Genomic DNA, 17,586 nt, shown 5'->3' on the forward strand with positions numbered 1-17,586 from the left:
GGAGGATGACTAAGTGGCAAAGAAAGAATATTACCTTTATGTAAAAGGCAAAGCCGTACCTGTAAGTGAAGAAGTCTACAAAGCCTATTGGAAGATAACAGAGCATGAAAAGTATCTCCAAAGAAAAGATTGGAAGCATAATGTAATACCATTTTCGGCACTGGATCATGATGGACACTTTGTAGATAACATCATAGATGAAAAGATAGACTTAGAAAAAATTGTAGAAGTAAAAATGCGAATTGAAGAACTTCATAGAGCATTAAATACTCTTTCAAAAGAAGAACGAGAGTTGATGGAAGCCATCTTCTACAAAGAAGAAAGTCTAAGGTCAATCAGCAGAAGAGAGAAAGTTACACATCAAGCAATCAGTGGGAGGAGGGATAGGATTTTAGAAAAACTGAGAAAGATTTTAGAAGATAAAATCTAAAAACTTGGAAAGGTTAAGTGTCAAAAAAAGGTGCTTAACCTTTCTTTATGGAAACAAGCAGATACCAAAACGGAGGAATGAAAAATGAAGAAAGAAAACACATTACAGGAAGTACAGGAACAAATTTCTGAACTTCAGCAAGAAAGAGAAAAGTGCGATGTGAAGCTGAAACAATTACAAAATCAAGGCAAGAAATTAGAAAAACTTGCAAACGAAAAGGAACGAAAAAGAAGAAATCATAGGCTCATACAAAGAGGCTTGATAGTAGAAAGAGTCATTAAAAATCCTATCATGTTTACTAACGATGAGATAGAAGAATTACTTAAAGTTGCTACTCACACAAAAGAATACAGACAAGCCTATGAAGAAATGATAAATGGGAAAGATATGGAAGATGAAACAGAGATAGAGTAGATAAAATAAAAAACCATAGTTTTTTCAGAAGCTCCCTGCAAGGGCAAAAAGCTTCGCAGAACGCAAAGCACCCTTTAGGGTGTATAATTGCGCCCTTAGAAAAACTAAGGGATTTTAGCAAGTCTTTAAAAATCCAAAACTTAATAAAAACATACGGATAAAGTAGATAGGAAAAGATACAAAAAATAACCTGTCTGCTTTTTCCTTTACCTGAAAACAAACAAAAAATGAAAGGAGCTTAAAAGTGGCAGAAACATTTCACTTTAATATTTCTATGATAAGCAGAGGAAAAAGTAAATCGGCAGTTGCAAGTGCAGCATATATCTCTTGTGAGAAAATCAAAAATGAATGGGACGGAGAAGTTCACGATTACCATAATAAAAAGGGACTTTTACATTCAGAAATCTTCTTGCCGGAGAATGTTCCCATAGCATTAAAAGATAGAACTACATTATGGAACAGCGTTGAACTAAATGAGAAAGCAAGCAATGCACAGCTTGCAAGAAATTTTATCATTGCTCTACCAAAAGAATTATCCTTTGAAGAAAACAAGAAACTCATTACCGACTTCATACAAGAACATTTTGTATCAAAAGGAATGATAGCAGACCTTGCAATTCATGATGAAAGTGATGAAGAAAATAACAATATCCATGCACATATTATGACTACTCTTAGACCGATTAATAAAAAAGGAGAGTGGCTGGCAAAAAGCAAAAAAGAATATGTTCTTGATGAAAAGGGAGAAAAGATAAAACTAAAAAGTGGTAATTACAAAACAAGAAAAGTAGAGCTGACAGACTGGAACGATAAAGGCAACGCAGAGAAATGGAGAAAGAATTTTGCAAGCCTTTGTAATCAGTATTTAGAAAAAAATCATCAGGAAAAGAGAGTAGATCATCGTTCCTACAAAAGACAAGGGATAGAAGAAATCCCAACCATTCACATGGGAGCAAGTGCCAGTGCCTTAGAGAAAAAAGGAATCGAAACCGACAAAGGAAATATCAATAGAGAAATCAAAAAGCATAACTCTTTAGTAAAAGCCATCAAGAACAAGATAAAAGAAATCACCTCTTGGATAGACTCTTTACTTGGAAATCTGCAAGCAAAATACGATGAGTATAAACAGACCAAGAAAGATGAACTGGAGAACAAAGCGGAACTCTTTAACCTCTATGAGTATATTTCTATCTACAACGAGATACAGGGAGAAAAAACAAAAAATTTATCCTACTACGGACAGATAAAAAAGGGAAATGCAGACCTAAAGAGATTTGTAAAAGCAATCTACTATTTGAAAGATAATCATCTTCAAACCATAGCAGACCTACAAGGAAAAGTCTTTGAACTGGCAAAGCAAAGTAAAAAGATAAGTGGTGATATTCAAGATAAAACACAAAGAATAAAAGACCTAAATCAATGTGTAAGCTGCATAGACGCTATCAGAGAAAACAAAGAAGTCTATCAGGAATACAAAAGCAAGACACTATTCAAAGACAGTTTTTACAATTCCCATAAAAAAGAAATAGACAGATACCAAAGAGCAAGAAAGATCATAGAAAAATTTACTGGAACATCAGCTATAAAGTCGAGTGATTGGCAGAAAGAAATATCAAGCCTTGAAAATCAGATACAAGAGCTAACCAAAGATAAAGCTAAAGTTCAAGACGAATTTAAGCAGATAGACCATATCAAATATGCAGTAAAGATTGTCAATGAAGAGTATGGAATAGACCTAAGCATAGAGATAGACAAGGCAATTAAGAGAGGAGATAAACCAAGTGTGATTGCACAACTGAAAAAATTCCAAGAGCAAGAGGAAATAAAGGGGCAGTACAAACAAAAAGCCAAGGAAAAGGCTAAAGAAAATTATAAAAATAAAGGGGAGGAAAGATAAAAATGGCAGACAACAGAAGATACTATTGGTTAAAATTGAAAGAAGATTTTTTTACAGATAAGAGAATCAAAAGGCTAAGAAAAATATCAGGAGGAGATACCTATACAATCATCTATCTTAAATTGCTTTTACTTAGCTTAAAAGATAGTGGGAAGCTGTATTATGATGGAGTAGAAACAGACTTTATCAAAGAGATTGCCTTAACGATTGATGAAACGGAAGATGATGTAATGGTTACAGTAAATTATATTATAGCACAAGGCTTGATGGAGATAATCACAGAAAATGACGAGTATTTTTTAACAGAAATCCCAAGTCTTATAGGTTCAGAAACAGCTTCTACAAGGCGTTCAAGAAAATCGAGAGGACAAAAAGCGTTGCAATGCAACACTGGTGCAACACCTTGCAACCTTTTGCAACAAAACTGCAACGGAGATATAGAGATAGATAAAGAGATAGATATAGAGTTAGAAAAAGAGGGGGAGATAGAAAAAATATCCCCCAACCTTTATGGAGAATATAAAAATGTTTCCTTAACCGATGAAGAATATGGGAAGTTAAAGGATAAAATGCAAGGTCATAGGGAAGAAATGATAGAGAAGCTGTCAACCTATATGCAAAGCACGGGAAGAAACTATAAAGATCATTATGCGACCTTAGTTCATTGGTATGAGCAAGATAAAGTTAAATTAAAAGAAAGCCATAAATCAAAAATATATACCCTTGAAGATTATGACAAGGGGGAACACTTGTAGACCTCGTACAAGACGGTGGGAAGGTGTTTTTAGAGCGTTAATGATAAAATAGGTATCAGACTATAGCTAAGTGTAAAATATGGCTTAAAATTGCAGTATGGAAAAAATATCGTATTTATGATAAAATGATAGTGATATGGTAATAAACTCAGTTATAAGGAGAGGATATATAAATGCGAATTCAATTTACTGTAACCGATGAAGAACTTGAAATTTTAACTAAAAAAGCAATAGAGGGAGGTTTCCCAAGCGTTACTGAATATTGTAAGTGTAGTAGTTTACAAGAAAATACAAGCTATGCTGACCTATATACTACCTTATTAAACAAAATTAGCTCTTTACCAAAGGACAAAGAATTTGTTTTGAGAGAGTTAATCGCAACACCTCCGGCATTGATTGGCAGATGGTTTTATGAAAATGTAAATAAGGGACTTGTAAAAAATGTGGAACACATCGGAAAAGCTGAAGGCGGAGTAGAAAAATATAAAAGAATATAAGACTTATTCAAAAAGCTACGCAGTGCGTGGCGAATTGGAAAAGAATTTAGATAATGTTGGAGGTGCATTTCATGGCAGAAGAAAATAAAGAGATAGTTATTGTAGATGATAAAACTATACAAGAAAAAATATATCTTATTCGTGGGCAAAAAGTAATGCTTGATGCAGATTTAGCTGAAATATATGGTTATGAAACAAAAAACTTTAATAGACAGGTGAAAAACAACGCAGAAAAATTTGAAGGTGAAGACTTCATGTTCCAATTAACGGACGAAGAAATGGTAGAACTTTCAAGGTGCAAAAATTTCACCTTGAACAGAGGGACTGGTAGAGGAAGTAATATTAAATACAATCCTTATGCCTTTACAGAACAAGGTATTTATATGCTGATGACTGTATTAAGAGGTGAACTTGCTGTTAAGCAAAGCAGAGCTTTAGTTAGAACATTTAAGCAAATGAAAGATTTTATCATTGAAAACCAAGATTTTATCGGTTCAAAAGAATTAGTTCAAATAGCAGTACAGACAAATCAAAATACAAAGGATATAGCTGAAATAAAGTCGCAAATGGCTACAAAAGAAGATTTGAAAAAGGTTATGGATAATTTTATAGATCCGGACACATACAAGCATTTCCTTTTAATGAACGGAGATAAGATTGAAGCAGATGTTGCCTATACCAAAATATATAAGTCTGCAAAGAAAAGCATTTATGTGATAGACAACTATATAGGCTTGAAAACCTTAGAATTATTAAGGGCTGCAAAAGACAATGTTGAAATTATAGTCTTTAGCGACAATGTGAAGAACAAGGATATGCTGACAAAAAATATCCTAAACGATTTTAGAAAAGATTACCCTAATATCAATCTGAAGATGAAAATTGCAGGTAAAAAGTATCACGATAGATATATTGCCATTGACTATGGAACAGACAGTGAAGCCTTTTATCTTTGCGGAGCTTCATCAAAAGATGCAGGAAATAAAATATCAAGTATTACAAAGATAGAGGAATCTTCCAAGGATATGTATCATATGATGTTTGGCGGAATGCTGAACAATAAGGATTTGAAAATTTAATATGTAAATGGTAAAGCGTTATTCAATGAATAGCTATAAGACTTGCGAAAGGCGGTAGAAATAAAATTCTATCGTCTTTTTTAATTGCAACTAATAGGAGGAAAATAATATGCACGAAAACAGAAATGAACAAAATACTGGAACAAAGACCATAAAGAAGATAGGAAGGGCAACTTACGAGGTTGTAGTCCATTTTAATGAAAATGCGACTGAAACCATGCAAGATAAATTGAAAAGGATAATGCTTAGGGAAATGGAGAGAGAAAAACATCAAAAAGTCGATAAAAATGATTAGAAAGTCCTTGACAAGTTGTTACAGGAAAAACGGCAAAATCTATTCTTATCTCTTGTGGTGCAAGGCTTGCTCCATTTGATATTAGGGAACTTAGGGACTTGATGAGTGAAGATGAACTTGAGCTTGATACACTCGGAGATAGAAAAACGGCACTCTTTGTTATTATCTCTGATACTGATGATACCTTTAACTTTGTAGTATCCATTATGTACTCACAACTTTTTAATCTCTTATGTGATAAGGCAGATGATGTATATGGCGGACGATTACCTGTCCATGTGAGATGCTTGCTTGATGAATTTGCAAACATCGGCTTAATTCCAAAGTTTGAGAAACTTATAGCAACAATCCGTTCCAGAGAAATATCAGCAAGTATCATACTTCAAGCACAATCTCAGCTAAAGGCAATCTACAAGGATAACGCTGATACAATCGTAGGTAACTGTGATAGTACCTTATTTCTTGGTGGCAAGGAGAAAACTACGCTAAAAGAATTGTCTGAAACACTGGGAAAAGAAACTATCGATCTGTATAACACGTCGGAAACAAGGTCAAATCAAAAGTCTTTCGGACTTAATTATCAAAAGACAGGTAAGGAACTGATGAGCCAAGATGAGATTACTGTAATGGACGGTAGTAAATGTATTTTTCAGCTTAGAGGTGTAAGACCTTTTCTTTCAGATAAATTCGACATCACAAAGCATAAGAACTATAAGTTCTTAGAAGATTATGACAAGAAGAATGTGTTTGATATTGAAGAATATATAAAGAGAAAAGGCAAGGTTAAGCTTAATAGAAATACGGTAATTACAAGATTGTAAGATTTACTGTTATAACTATATGGTCGAGGGTATATTTGATATAATAGAGCTAGATAAATTTGAATTTGTACACAGGATGGATTAGACTAATGAATATACATGAATTTGGAAAAGGTAATGAACAAGCAATTCTGCTGATACATCCTTCTGTTGTAAGATGGGATTATTTTGAACATTTAATTCCGCTTCTCAAAAACAAATATCATCTGATTATTCCGGCTCTTCCCGGATATGATTCTGAGGATGAAAGTGACTTTACAAGCATTGAGAAGATCGCTGCCGAATTGAATGAGTGGCTTCAGGCTGAAGAGATTGCCGAATTGTATGCAGTATATGGGTGCTCGATGGGCGGCTCCGTTGCTTTAATGGTAACGCTTGGACAACTTATTCCAATCAGACACTGCATTATGGACGGAGGCATTACACCATATCAGCTACCATGGCTTGTCACACGCTTTATCGCCTTGAGAGACTATCTCATGATAATGCTGGGCAGGACAGGTGGAGTGCGCTTGCTTGAGAAGGCTTTTGCTACCGATGAATATTCGAAGGAAGATCTTCAATATGTTGCAGATGTTTTGAAGTGCTCCAGTAGAAAAACGTTATGGAGAACTTTTGACTCATGCAACAACTATAAGATTCCACAGCCCATTCCGAAGGTCGATACGCAAATGCATTACTGGTATGCCGATGGCGAAGAAAAGGAGCGAAAACTTGATATCGCCTACATGAATCAGCATTTTCCGCAAACAGAATTCAAGGTTTTGCCTAAACTGGGGCATGCAGGTCTTGTTTTATTGAAACCGGATTTATTTGTGACAATGATAAACGAATTGTTTTGAGACAGACAAATTGCAGTTTGTTGAACTGAAAAATTGAATACTAAATGCGTAAGACGATAGAAAAGAAAAAAATCTATCGTCTTTTTTCATACCTATTTTCAATTTATATTGCGATCAATAAATAGGGGAAACTCGCTAATTAGCGAACTAGTATTTCAAGTACCTTTCACTAATATATACACGACAAAATGCTAATTCACTTAAATATGTTAAAGACAATAAAGGAGATAAGATGATAAGGATCAGAAGTCCCACTAAGAAAAAACTAAATAGTAAGAGTATCAGCGATTGGAAAAGAAATACTCCAGTCGCTTTTTTATTGAATTGAAAAGGAGAAATTTTTAATGAAGCAGGAAATGATTAACATCAACGCCAACTTAGTGGCGGAGCCTACCTTCTCAAGTTTTGAAAATGAAGGAGAGAAAGTGGAAGTTGCAAACTTCACGCTTGTAAAAAAGTACGGAAAGGGTAAGGAGTACATCAACTGTGCAGCTTATGGAGAAAAGACAGAAATAGCAAAAGCCTTTGAGAAAGGCGATTTAATTCATATCTTTGGTTACTTTAAGAAGCGTGAAAAAGAGGGAAAGACTTACAAAAACTTTGTAGTGAAGTCATATAACAAGATTGAAAAGAAAGAAGAAAACGAGGAGGAATAACTTATGGCATTTTTTACACAGGCAGTTAATGTATTAAAGATTTTGGTTATGGCAGTAGGTGCAGGACTTGGAGCATGGGGCGTTATCAACCTGATGGAAGGATATGGTAATGACAATCCCGGTGCTAAGAGCCAAGGTATTAAGCAGCTTATGGCTGGAGGAGGTATCGTTCTTATCGGACTTAAGCTCATTCCACTACTTGCCAATGTACTCAATTAAGAAGAAAAGGAGAGCTTAGATGTTTGGAATATTCGACAAGATAGAAGAATTCTTTAAGGAGCTTCTACTGGGCGGTATCCAAGCAAACTTAGAGTCCATGTTTCTTGATATCAACGACAAAGTTGGTGCGGTTGCAACAGATGTAGGTAAAACGCCTATGGGGTGGAACGGAGATGTATTTGCCTTTATCAAAAGCATTAACGATTCCGTTATCATTCCAATAGCGGGACTAATCATCACAGCAGTTCTTTGTATTGAGCTTATCAATATGGTAATGCAAAAGAACAATATGCACGATACAGATACCTTTGAATTTTTCAAGTACATCATCAAGATGTGGATTGCTGTATGGTTAGTATCCCATGCCTTTGAGTTTTCGATGGCGGTTTTTGATGTGGCACAGCACATGGTAAATAAGGCGGCAGGGGTGATAAATACCTCTGCCACCGTTTCCGGAGATCAGATAGTAGCAATGATGGATACCCTAAAAGAAAAGGGGCTTGGAGAACTTGTCATGATTCTCTTTGAAACCTCACTCATCAAGGTTGCTATACAGGTAATATCCGTTGTGATTATGCTTGTAGTTTACGGAAGAATGTTTGAGATTTATGTTTACTCATCGGTTTCAGCCATTCCATTTGCCACAATGGGAAATAAGGAGTGGGGACAGATTGGAACAAACTACATCAAAGGACTATTTGCACTTGGACTACAAGGACTCTTTTTAATGGTTTGTCTTGGAATTTACGCAGTTTTAGTTAAGACGATTAAGATAACAGATATACACACAAGTACAATGACGATACTTGGCTATGCGGTTTTGCTGGGGTTAATGATGCTAAAGAGCGGAACATTGGCCAAAAGCATATTAAATGCACACTAAAAGAAAGGAAAGATAGTATGAATAAAAGAAAAACAATATTTACAGCAGTAGTAATTGGAGCAGGTATTATGGCGATAATTGATAGAATCAGGCTTCATAACAAGGTAAAAGAATTGGAAGAAAGAACAGATGACATCGGTCGCTGCCATAATGATTTTTGCTTAATGCAGGAAAGATATAACAAAAGTACGAATGAACAGATAGAGAGTATTCAGGAAGAAATCGGCTCTGTATATGAACACTTTGAGGAGCTGTCAAAGGGTAAAGAAGATGGGAGGTAAGATATGGCATATGTACCAATCCCTAAAGACTTAAATAGGGTAAAGACAAAGGTTGCTTTTAACCTAACGAAAAGGCAGCTCATAGGCTTCACACTTGCAGGACTGGTTGGAATACCAGTCTATTTATTTATAAGGAAGTTTGTGCCAAATGACATAGCTGTCATATTCCTTATCGTATCCACGCTTCCTATCTTTTTCATCACACTATTTGAAAAGGACGGACTGACCTTTGAGAAATATTTTAAGCACATCTACCTTCATAAGTTTTATCAGCCAAAAAAGAGAGTGAGAAAGGAGGTTTACCTTGAACAAGAAAAGAAAAATTCAGCAAATAAAACTCATGCAAAACGAAAAGGCATTGAGAAGTCAAAAGCGGGACTTAAAGAAAAGTAATTGCAAGTCAAAAAAAGATAAGGGAGGAATCCTTGACCTTATCTTTAAGAAAGAACCGAAAAGATATACGGTAGAAGATACCATTCCCTATCTAAGGCTTTTAAAAAGCGGAATATGCCAGCTTGATGAAAGGCACTTCAGTAAAAGTATAGCCTTTCAGGACATTAACTATCAGCTTGCCTTAGATGAAGATAGGGACTTGATTTTTAATCAGTTTGCAAACTTTCTAAATTCCTTTGATCCGAGCATCAGCATTGAGTTTTCATATATCAATCAGCTCGGACGAAACGAAGAAATGAAGTCGGCAATTCAGATACCGGATAAAAAGGACGGTTTTGACGATATACGCTTTGAATTTAGAGAGATGCTTAAAAGCCAGATTGTAAAGGGAAATAACGGACTTAAAAAATCAAAGTATGTAACCTTTACAGTGGAAGCGGATAATTTAGAGCAGGCAACATCAAAACTTGAAAGACTTGAGATAGATATACTGTCTAATTTAAAGAGTATGGGAGTTCGAGCAGAAAGCCTTATCGGAGAAGAAAGACTAAAGGTTCTTCACGATATTTTAAATCCAAATAAAACATTTGAATTTTCCTACAAAGACCTAAAGAAAAGAGAAAGCACAAAGACATATATTGTGCCTGATGAGTTTAACTTTACACCGAGTAGATACTTTAAGTTCGGCAAATTCATCGGAGCAACAAGTCATTTTCAAATCCTTGCCAGTGAGCTTTCAGATAGGATGTTATCCGAGTTTTTGGATATTGACGATAACATCAATATTTCCTTTCATATTAGGGCAATCGACCAATCGGAAGCCATTAAGATGGTAAAACGAAAAAACACTGATATTGATAAGATGAAGATTGAGGAAAATAAGAAGGCGGTAAGAAGCGGTTATGATATGGACATTCTTCCATCGGACTTAATCACCTATGGGGAAGATGTAAAAAGCCTCTTAAAAGACTTGCAGACAAGAGATGAGCGAATGTTTGTGGTAAGTATCGTCTTTATGAACTTTGCAAGGACAGTGCAAAAGCTCGATAACACAATTGCTCAAATAAGCTCCATTGCAAATAAGCATAACTGTAAGCTGAAAAGACTTGACCATTCTCAGGAACAAGGTTTAGTGAGCGTGCTGCCTCTTGGTGTAAATAAGATTGAAATAGATAGAGGATTGACAAGCTCATCAACGGCAGTATTTATGCCATTTACCACAGAGGAGCTTTTTATCAATTCAAGTAATAGTCTTTACTACGGACTAAATGCCCTAAGCCATAACCTGATTATGGCAGATAGAAAAAAATTAAAGAACCCAAACGGTCTAATCCTCGGAACTCCGGGCAGCGGTAAATCCTTTAGTGCCAAAAGAGAAATGGCAAATGCGATTTTAGTAACAGATGATGATGTGATTATCTGCGATCCGGAAGGAGAGTATGGAAACCTTGTAAGGCAGTTTAAGGGAGAAGTCATTAAGGTCAGCAGTAAGTCAAAGGATTACCTGAATCCCCTTGATATAAATTCAAATTATGGAGATGGGGACGCACCTCTTAAAGACAAGGCAAACTTTATCATGAGTATGCTTGAGCTTGTAGTAGGTGGTAGTGGTCTTACAGCAGAAGAAAAGTCTGTAATAGACAGATGCCTGCCAAAGATTTATGAAAAGTATTTTGAAAACCCAGAGCCTTATAATATGCCAATACTACAAGACCTATACGATATGTTAAAAGGACAGGAAGAAAAGGTTGGTAAGAAGCTGGCAACAGAGATGGAAATCTATGTATCGGGTTCTCTTAATGTCTTTAATCACAGGTCAAATGTGGATTTGAATAAGAAGCTCCTTTGCTTTGATATTAAAGAACTTGGAAGTCAGTTAAAGAAAATAGGAATGCTTGTTATTCAGGATCAGGTGTGGAATAAGGTGTCACAAAACAGAGGAAACAAGGCTACAAGGTACTATATCGACGAGTTCCATTTGCTTTTAAAAGATGAGCAGACAGCATCCTATTCCGTAGAGATTTGGAAAAGATTTCGTAAATGGGGAGGTATTCCAACAGGTATTACGCAGAATGTCAAAGACCTACTTATGAGTAAGGAGATAGAAAATATCTTTGACAATACAGACTTTGTCTTAATGCTAAATCAAGCATCGGGAGATAGAGAGATACTTGCAAGAAAACTTAAAATCTCACTTCCTCAGCTTAGATATGTTACCAACTCCAATGAAGGTGAGGGACTACTTTTCTTTGGAAATACCATTGTGCCTTTCCTTGATAAGTTTCCGAAAGATACAATTTTATATCAGAAGATGACTACCAAGCCGGAAGAAGTGAGGTAACCTATGGGAAAGAAGCTGAAAAAGGACTTTAGGGAAAGGCATAAGGCGAGTCTTGAAAGAGAGATATTTCATAGTAAAACAGATACTATTCCTGAAGAAAGTAAGCTAAAACATAACGATGATTACAGAGGTAAAATCGTTCATGAGAAAGAACGGTTTCAGGATAAAGTGCGTGAAAAAACAAGTAAGGTAAGTGCTGATAATGAAAAGTCTTATGGAACATCCAAGAGAAACGAAAAATATAGAGCTTCAGATAAGGGAGACGTAAATTCCGCAATTGAAACGAGAAGATCAGATTATACTACGGAGGTTAAGGATGGAAAAATCTATGATCCTTTAGGAAAAGACCTTGATAATGATGGGATTATGGACAGATACGACAATGACTTTAGGGATAGCGACTATTTTGAATCGACCTATGATGTCGAGGATAATCTTCATCATAAAGCAGAAAATACAAATAGCTTCTCAAAAAGCCAAAAAGCTCAAAAGAGAAATTATAAGAGAAAAAACTATACCGAAAGCCTTTATACAAGGAAAAAGGATGATGTGTTAAAGGAGAATAAGCCTGAAGATAAAAAGACTGGAAAAGATACTGCAAGCAAAAAAGTTTATAGCAGTATTTATAAAGAGCAGAAGAAAAAGCTAAAGAAAGATATGGTAAAAACATCTGCACTTTCTGGACTTGCCAAAGGAAGTGAAACTGTAAGAGATTACTTGTCTCATGGAAGTGATGAAAATCAAGGAGTGGAAGCAGGAGAAAAGACAGCAGATACAAGCTCCAAGCTCATTCATGGCATAAAGAAGTATTCTGATAAGAAAAGAGCTAAAAGAGGCTATGACCTTACAAATAAGGACTATAAAATCAGAAAGCGTAAGTCAAAGTTGGAATTTCGTGATGCCAAAAAGGAACTGAAAAAGACGGATGAGTATAAAAGAGCAAGTGCATATAAAAGATTTCAAAAGAAAAATCAGGTAAAGGCAGCAATTTCTCGTGAGAATAAGTCAAGGCTTAGAGATCGAATTAAAGAGGGACTTATCGGAACACTGAAAAGCTCAAAGGATATGATTATCCGAAAAGCAAAAGGACTAATGCTTATTTTCATAGGTATCATTATCTTAGGGACTTTTGTGATTAACTTTGCAGGAACGGGAATGACAGGCTTTATGAACTCTACAAGCTCTGTGCTTACAACAAGCTATTTATCAAAGCCAAATGTCCTAAGTGAAATCAATCAGAAATTTTCAGATATGGAGGGTGAGCTTCAAAGTGAAGTTGACCATGTGAAAGAAAATTATCCCGGATATGATGAATATATCTTAAATAATACAGAATACATCGGTCATAATGTCCATGAGCTTTTATCCTACATTACATCAAGGTGCGGAGAGGTAAAGAGTGTATCGGAAGTAGAATCCATATTAAAAGAATTATTTGATTCCATGTATGACCTTGAGTATAGGGAAGAAATTGAAATCAGATACAGGACGGTTACGGAAACCTATACCGATGAAGATGGCAATGAATATACCGAAAGCCACGAAGAACCTTATGAGTATAAAAAACTCATCGTAACGCTTCATAAAAAAGAGATGGACAGCATTATCCGAAAGGTCTTTGCAAACTATCCCGATAATCTAAAGCACTATGAAGCCTTGTTCCTTGCACAAGGCAATATGGGAGAAGCCTTTGGTAATTCTGACCTTATCAGTGCAAATGGTGGTATCGGCGGTGGAAAAGAGTATGAGGCATCTACGGAAGTACAAAAGAAGATTGTTAATGCTGCATACATTACGCCATCTCCGGGTGCAGGCTGGTGTGCCATGTGGGTATCACAGGTCTATCAAAATGCAGGACTTGGATATATAGGCGGGAATGCCTGTGATATGTACCGAAACTATACCTTTACATCAGACAGGTCAAAGCTCAAGGTCGGAATGCTTGTGGCAGTCGAAAGCAGCAGTAGCGGAAGCAGTGCAGGGCTTACCTATGGTCATGTAGGTATTTACATTGGAGATGGAAAAGTGATTGATAACATCGGTCGAATAAGAGTAACTACCTTAGATGATTGGATAGCAACATTTTGTAAGCACCATCCCGTAGGATTCGGTTTTCCGCCAAATGTAAAGAAATAGGAGGTAACAATTTGAAAAAGGAACTGATAGCAGTAAAAAACAGAATAAAGAAGTTAAATGATAAAAAGGCTCTGATTGATGAAGAATTGGAGCCTTTATTCATTCGTGAAGAAGAGCTTGAAAATGAAGAAATCATTGCCATTTGCAGAAAGAATAACATCACAATCAGCGATTTGATGGCAAAGGTAAACAGACAAAAAGCAGAAATGAAAAAGGAGAAAACAAATGAAAACCAGTTTGAAAAAGAATAATAAGTTTTGGACGGTAGCACTTGCGGTAATTGTAAGTATTAGTTGTATTTTAGGTCTTTGGACGGTTGTTTATGCACAGGAGCAAAAATCTGAAGCTCCAACAAAAAACGAAGCTGTTCAAACGGAAGTTGAAGTAAATGTAAGGTATATCTTTGAAGATGAAAAGGTCTTTAAGGAAGAAAAGATAAAGGCTGAGAAAGGACAACTTATTGATAGCGGAGATCTTCCAATGCTCCCAGATGATATGAAATTCATTGATGAGTTTCTGTTTTATGAGGTAAAGGGAGATGGAAAAGATGAGATTATCCGTAAGGTAGCAAAGGCTGAACTTAAGGATAAAGAAACTAAGACGGAAGAAAAAAAGCCACAGCAGGATAAAAGCACTCAGACGGAAGATAAAAAGACGAAAGATAAGTCAACGCAGACAGAGCTTTCCAAAGAGGATATTTCCAAGATGGAAAAGCAGGCAAAAGAACTTAAAGGGGAGCTTGATAAGCTAAATGATGAGATTAAGGATAAAGATAAGTTAAGCGATAAGCAGAAGGAAAAAATCAAAGCTCTTGAAGATGAAATTGAAAGTCTGAAAGAAAAACTGAAAAAAGAAAAGGATAACAAAGATTTATCTTCTGATATTAAAAAGGAAATGGACAAGCTAAATGAAAAGATTAAAGATCTTGAAAAAAAGGCTAATGAAGTGAATAAAGCTCCGGCATCATCTAATGTTGTTACACCAATTCCACCAAATAGCAGTATAAAAACAAGTGCAGGAAATTCTCAGCCACCTGTAAATACAGGTAAGGGAAGTGAACCAAAGATAAGTTTTGGAAATACTACAAAAGATGAAAATACTAAACAATCAAAAGATAAAGAAAAGGAAATTCGTTATCCTAATAAGCTGACAGCTAAAACGCCTGCTAACAATAACAGCCAAGATTCAGCTATGGATGGCACAAGTAAGAGTGTAAATACCAATAAGGGAGTAGCTTCTGCACCGTCTAAGGCAAGAGGAAGTGTTACGGAAAATAAGGATAATGCAAATAAGGAATATCCGATTCATCATAGCGATGATAAGGATAATAAAGAAACTGATAAATATTCGGCAGATGCAAGGCAGTTTATTACCTTTCAGACTAAAAACGGTAAGACCTTTTATTTAATCATCAATCATGATGAAGATAGTGAGAATGTAATGCTTCTTACGGAAGTATCTGAAGATGATTTGCTTAACATGGTGGAGAAAAAAGAAGCACCAAAGCAGGAAGTAGTAAAAGAAGAACCTGTTAAGGAAGAAGTAAAGCCTGAGAAGAAGGACGAAAAGAGTAATTTAGGAACCTATATTATTTTGCTTCTTGTAGTAGGTGGTGCATTAGGAGCAGGCTACTATTTTAAGGTTGTAAAAAAGAAAGAAGATAAAGAACTTGAAGCCTTAGAGGAAGAAGATGATGATTTCTTTTCTGAAGCAGAAAGTGAGGAAGAAATAAATGATGCAGATGAAGTAGAAGATGAAGAATAAACGCACCTAAAAACATATTATTTTGGGTGCAAAGTTAGGGCGGGAGAGTAACATCTTTCGCCCTATTTTGATTTATAACAGGAGGAAAACACAGATGAAGTTAGTTATTGCAGAAAAACCGAGTGTTGCAATCTCCATTGCAAAGGTTATTGGAGCAAATAAAAAGAAAGACGGATATTATGAAGGAAACGGATATAGGGTAAGCTGGTGCGTTGGACACCTAATTCAAATGGCAAATCCGGATGCTTATGATGAAAAGTACGCCAAGTGGAATATGGCTGATTTACCGATTATTCCAAGAGAATATAAGTATGAGGTAGCAAAGTCAACCAAGAAACAATTTAACATCCTTAAAAAGCTGATGAACGACAAAGAGATTGATACGGTTATAAATGCGTGCGACGCAGGTCGTGAGGGAGAGAGCATTTTTAGACTTGTATATGATCAGGTAAATTGCAAAAAGAAGATGAAACGCCTTTGGATTTCATCTATGGAAGATAGTGCGATTAAAGAGGGTTTTGATCATCTAAAAGACGGAAAGGACTATGATAATCTCTTTGAATCAGCACAGGCAAGAGCAATCGCTGACTGGTTAGTCGGAATGAATATCAGCAGGCTCTATTCTTGCCTATACAAGCAAAATTATTCTGTCGGCAGAGTGCAGACACCTACCCTTGCCATGATCGTAAAAAGAGATGAGGAGATAGCAAATTATCAGAAAGAAAAATATTACACAGTAGAGCTATCTATGGATGGTTTTACACTTTCAACAGACAGAATTGATGACGAGGTTGCTGCCGAACAGCTAATCAATTTAGTAGGTGATAAGATTGAAATAACCGATGTCATTCAGAAAGAAAAGATTACTAAACCTGATTTACCCTTTGACCTTACAACACTTCAAAGAGAGTGCAATAAGTATTTCGGATATAGTGCTAAACAGACACTTGATTATGCCCAAAGCCTTTATGAGAAAAAGCTCATCACCTATCCAAGAACAGACAGCAGATATTTAACGGAAGATATGATTGTAAGTACGGTTAATAACATTTTAGGTAAGAATGACTTTGACACAGAGCGTATCAAGGTAGTATTTAACTCTAAAAAGGTTACGGATCATCATGCGATTATTCCGACAATCAGTTCATTAAAGGAAGATGTTTCGGAGCTTCCTCCAAGCGAAGCAAAAGTTTATTTCCTTATATCCGATAAATTTCACGCAAGTGTAGGCTATCCACTCATTGAAAATATAACGAAGATAGTAGCTGAATTTGACGGCTTTGAATTTACAAGTTCAGGAAAGGTAATTAAAGACGAGGGGTTTACAAAATATCTTAAAGAGTATAAGTCCAAGAAGAATGAGGATGTAGAACTTCCTAATGTAAATGTTGATGATGCTTTAAACATTGAAAATAAAGAGATTAAAGAAAAATTTACCCAACCTCCCAAGCACTTTACAGAAGATACGCTTCTAAAGTCTATGGAGATTGCAGGAAATGAAGCCTTAGAAAAAGGTGTAGAAGTGGAAAGAAAGGGACTTGGAACACCTGCAACAAGGGCAGGAATTATTGAAAACTTAATCTATAAGGGTTTTGTCGAAAGAGATAAGAAAAATTTGATTGCCACGCATAAGGGGATCAGCCTTGTAACAATAGTATCCGATACCTTTAAGTCAGCGGAAACAACTGCAAAGTGGGAAATGGAATTAGCGGATATTGCTCAAGGAAAATCTTCAAAGGAAGAATTTTTAGAAGCGATTGAAAATGAGCTAAAAGAGGCTGCTCTGACATACGCAAAGTAAGAGGTAACTAATTTCAGAGTGGAAAAAATCCTCTAAAAATGCTATAATATAAGCAATTTATTTGTAATTGTTAGGAGAATTA

At 35.8% G+C, this 17,586-nt stretch carries 18 protein-coding genes and 1 pseudogene; all 19 read left to right on the top strand.

Translation table 11 applies throughout. From position 1 onward, the window contains the following. The first annotated feature begins 13 nt into the window (after positions 1-13). Positions 14-430: a sigma-70 RNA polymerase sigma factor region 4 domain-containing protein gene (locus QU661_RS03345; protein ID WP_001074478.1), complete on the top strand. Its 417-nt coding sequence runs from the start codon at positions 14-16 to the stop codon at positions 428-430. Between the two features lie 84 nt (positions 431-514). Continuing rightward, complete coding sequence (locus tag QU661_RS03350) at positions 515-844, top strand: DUF3847 domain-containing protein (protein ID WP_000712033.1); 330 nt, start codon at positions 515-517, stop codon at positions 842-844. A gap of 244 nt (positions 845-1,088) precedes the next feature. Continuing rightward, complete coding sequence (gene mobQ / locus QU661_RS03355) at positions 1,089-2,741, top strand: MobQ family relaxase (RefSeq protein ID WP_000852173.1); 1,653 nt, start codon at positions 1,089-1,091, stop codon at positions 2,739-2,741. Between the two features lie 2 nt (positions 2,742-2,743). Beyond that, the gene (locus QU661_RS03360; RefSeq protein ID WP_019124106.1) at positions 2,744-3,496 is read left to right on the top strand and encodes a phage replisome organizer N-terminal domain-containing protein; all 753 of its coding nucleotides are present in this window, start codon (positions 2,744-2,746) and stop codon (positions 3,494-3,496) included. Positions 3,497-3,669: 173 nt separating this feature from the next. After that, positions 3,670-3,993, top strand: coding sequence for a hypothetical protein (locus tag QU661_RS03365; RefSeq protein ID WP_001222544.1), 324 nt, complete (start codon positions 3,670-3,672; stop codon positions 3,991-3,993). A 71-nt stretch (positions 3,994-4,064) separates the two neighbouring features. Continuing rightward, positions 4,065-5,072 carry an ORF6N domain-containing protein gene (locus QU661_RS03370; RefSeq protein ID WP_019124107.1) on the top strand — a complete coding sequence of 336 codons (1,008 nt, stop codon included), beginning with the start codon at positions 4,065-4,067 and terminating at the stop codon, positions 5,070-5,072. Positions 5,073-5,181: 109 nt separating this feature from the next. Continuing rightward, positions 5,182-5,367: a transposon-encoded TnpW family protein gene (locus tag QU661_RS03375; RefSeq protein WP_000545053.1), complete on the top strand. Its 186-nt coding sequence runs from the start codon at positions 5,182-5,184 to the stop codon at positions 5,365-5,367. Positions 5,368-5,378: 11 nt separating this feature from the next. Continuing rightward, a pseudogene (locus QU661_RS03380) lies at positions 5,379-6,188 on the top strand (VirD4-like conjugal transfer protein, CD1115 family); the annotation flags it as partial. A gap of 89 nt (positions 6,189-6,277) precedes the next feature. Continuing rightward, positions 6,278-7,030, top strand: coding sequence for an alpha/beta fold hydrolase (locus tag QU661_RS03385; RefSeq protein WP_106382496.1), 753 nt, complete (start codon positions 6,278-6,280; stop codon positions 7,028-7,030). Positions 7,031-7,374: 344 nt separating this feature from the next. Further along, positions 7,375-7,686 (top strand): single-stranded DNA-binding protein, encoded by a 312-nt coding sequence (locus QU661_RS03390; RefSeq protein ID WP_304990321.1) that lies wholly within the window; start codon positions 7,375-7,377, stop codon positions 7,684-7,686. Between the two features lie 3 nt (positions 7,687-7,689). After that, positions 7,690-7,905 carry a Maff2 family mobile element protein gene (locus tag QU661_RS03395; protein WP_000863833.1) on the top strand — a complete coding sequence of 72 codons (216 nt, stop codon included), beginning with the start codon at positions 7,690-7,692 and terminating at the stop codon, positions 7,903-7,905. 19 nt (positions 7,906-7,924) lie between these two features. Next, the gene (locus tag QU661_RS03400; RefSeq protein ID WP_006525981.1) at positions 7,925-8,788 is read left to right on the top strand and encodes a VirB6/TrbL-like conjugal transfer protein, CD1112 family; all 864 of its coding nucleotides are present in this window, start codon (positions 7,925-7,927) and stop codon (positions 8,786-8,788) included. A 17-nt stretch (positions 8,789-8,805) separates the two neighbouring features. Next, positions 8,806-9,069 (top strand): conjugal transfer protein, encoded by a 264-nt coding sequence (locus QU661_RS03405; protein ID WP_161550930.1) that lies wholly within the window; start codon positions 8,806-8,808, stop codon positions 9,067-9,069. Between the two features lie 3 nt (positions 9,070-9,072). Continuing rightward, the gene (locus tag QU661_RS03410; RefSeq protein WP_011860787.1) at positions 9,073-9,462 is read left to right on the top strand and encodes a PrgI family protein; all 390 of its coding nucleotides are present in this window, start codon (positions 9,073-9,075) and stop codon (positions 9,460-9,462) included. Next, complete coding sequence (locus QU661_RS03415; protein ID WP_304990322.1) at positions 9,374-11,803, top strand: VirB4-like conjugal transfer ATPase, CD1110 family; 2,430 nt, start codon at positions 9,374-9,376, stop codon at positions 11,801-11,803. Before QU661_RS03410 ends, QU661_RS03415 begins: the two co-directional genes overlap by 89 nt. 3 nt (positions 11,804-11,806) lie before the next feature. Continuing rightward, positions 11,807-13,939 carry a CHAP domain-containing protein gene (locus QU661_RS03420; RefSeq protein ID WP_304990323.1) on the top strand — a complete coding sequence of 711 codons (2,133 nt, stop codon included), beginning with the start codon at positions 11,807-11,809 and terminating at the stop codon, positions 13,937-13,939. Positions 13,940-13,950: 11 nt separating this feature from the next. After that, positions 13,951-14,190 carry a hypothetical protein gene (locus tag QU661_RS03425; RefSeq protein WP_000711884.1) on the top strand — a complete coding sequence of 80 codons (240 nt, stop codon included), beginning with the start codon at positions 13,951-13,953 and terminating at the stop codon, positions 14,188-14,190. Further along, positions 14,165-15,703 (top strand): CD1107 family mobile element protein, encoded by a 1,539-nt coding sequence (locus QU661_RS03430; protein ID WP_268730879.1) that lies wholly within the window; start codon positions 14,165-14,167, stop codon positions 15,701-15,703. Before QU661_RS03425 ends, QU661_RS03430 begins: the two co-directional genes overlap by 26 nt. Before the next feature lie 94 nt (positions 15,704-15,797). Next, the gene (locus tag QU661_RS03435) at positions 15,798-17,504 is read left to right on the top strand and encodes a DNA topoisomerase 3 (RefSeq protein WP_304990325.1); all 1,707 of its coding nucleotides are present in this window, start codon (positions 15,798-15,800) and stop codon (positions 17,502-17,504) included. Positions 17,505-17,586: the final 82 nt, after the last annotated feature.

The organism is Mogibacterium neglectum, assembly GCF_030644205.1.
GTDB classification, from domain to species: domain Bacteria; phylum Bacillota; class Clostridia; order Peptostreptococcales; family Anaerovoracaceae; genus Mogibacterium; species Mogibacterium neglectum.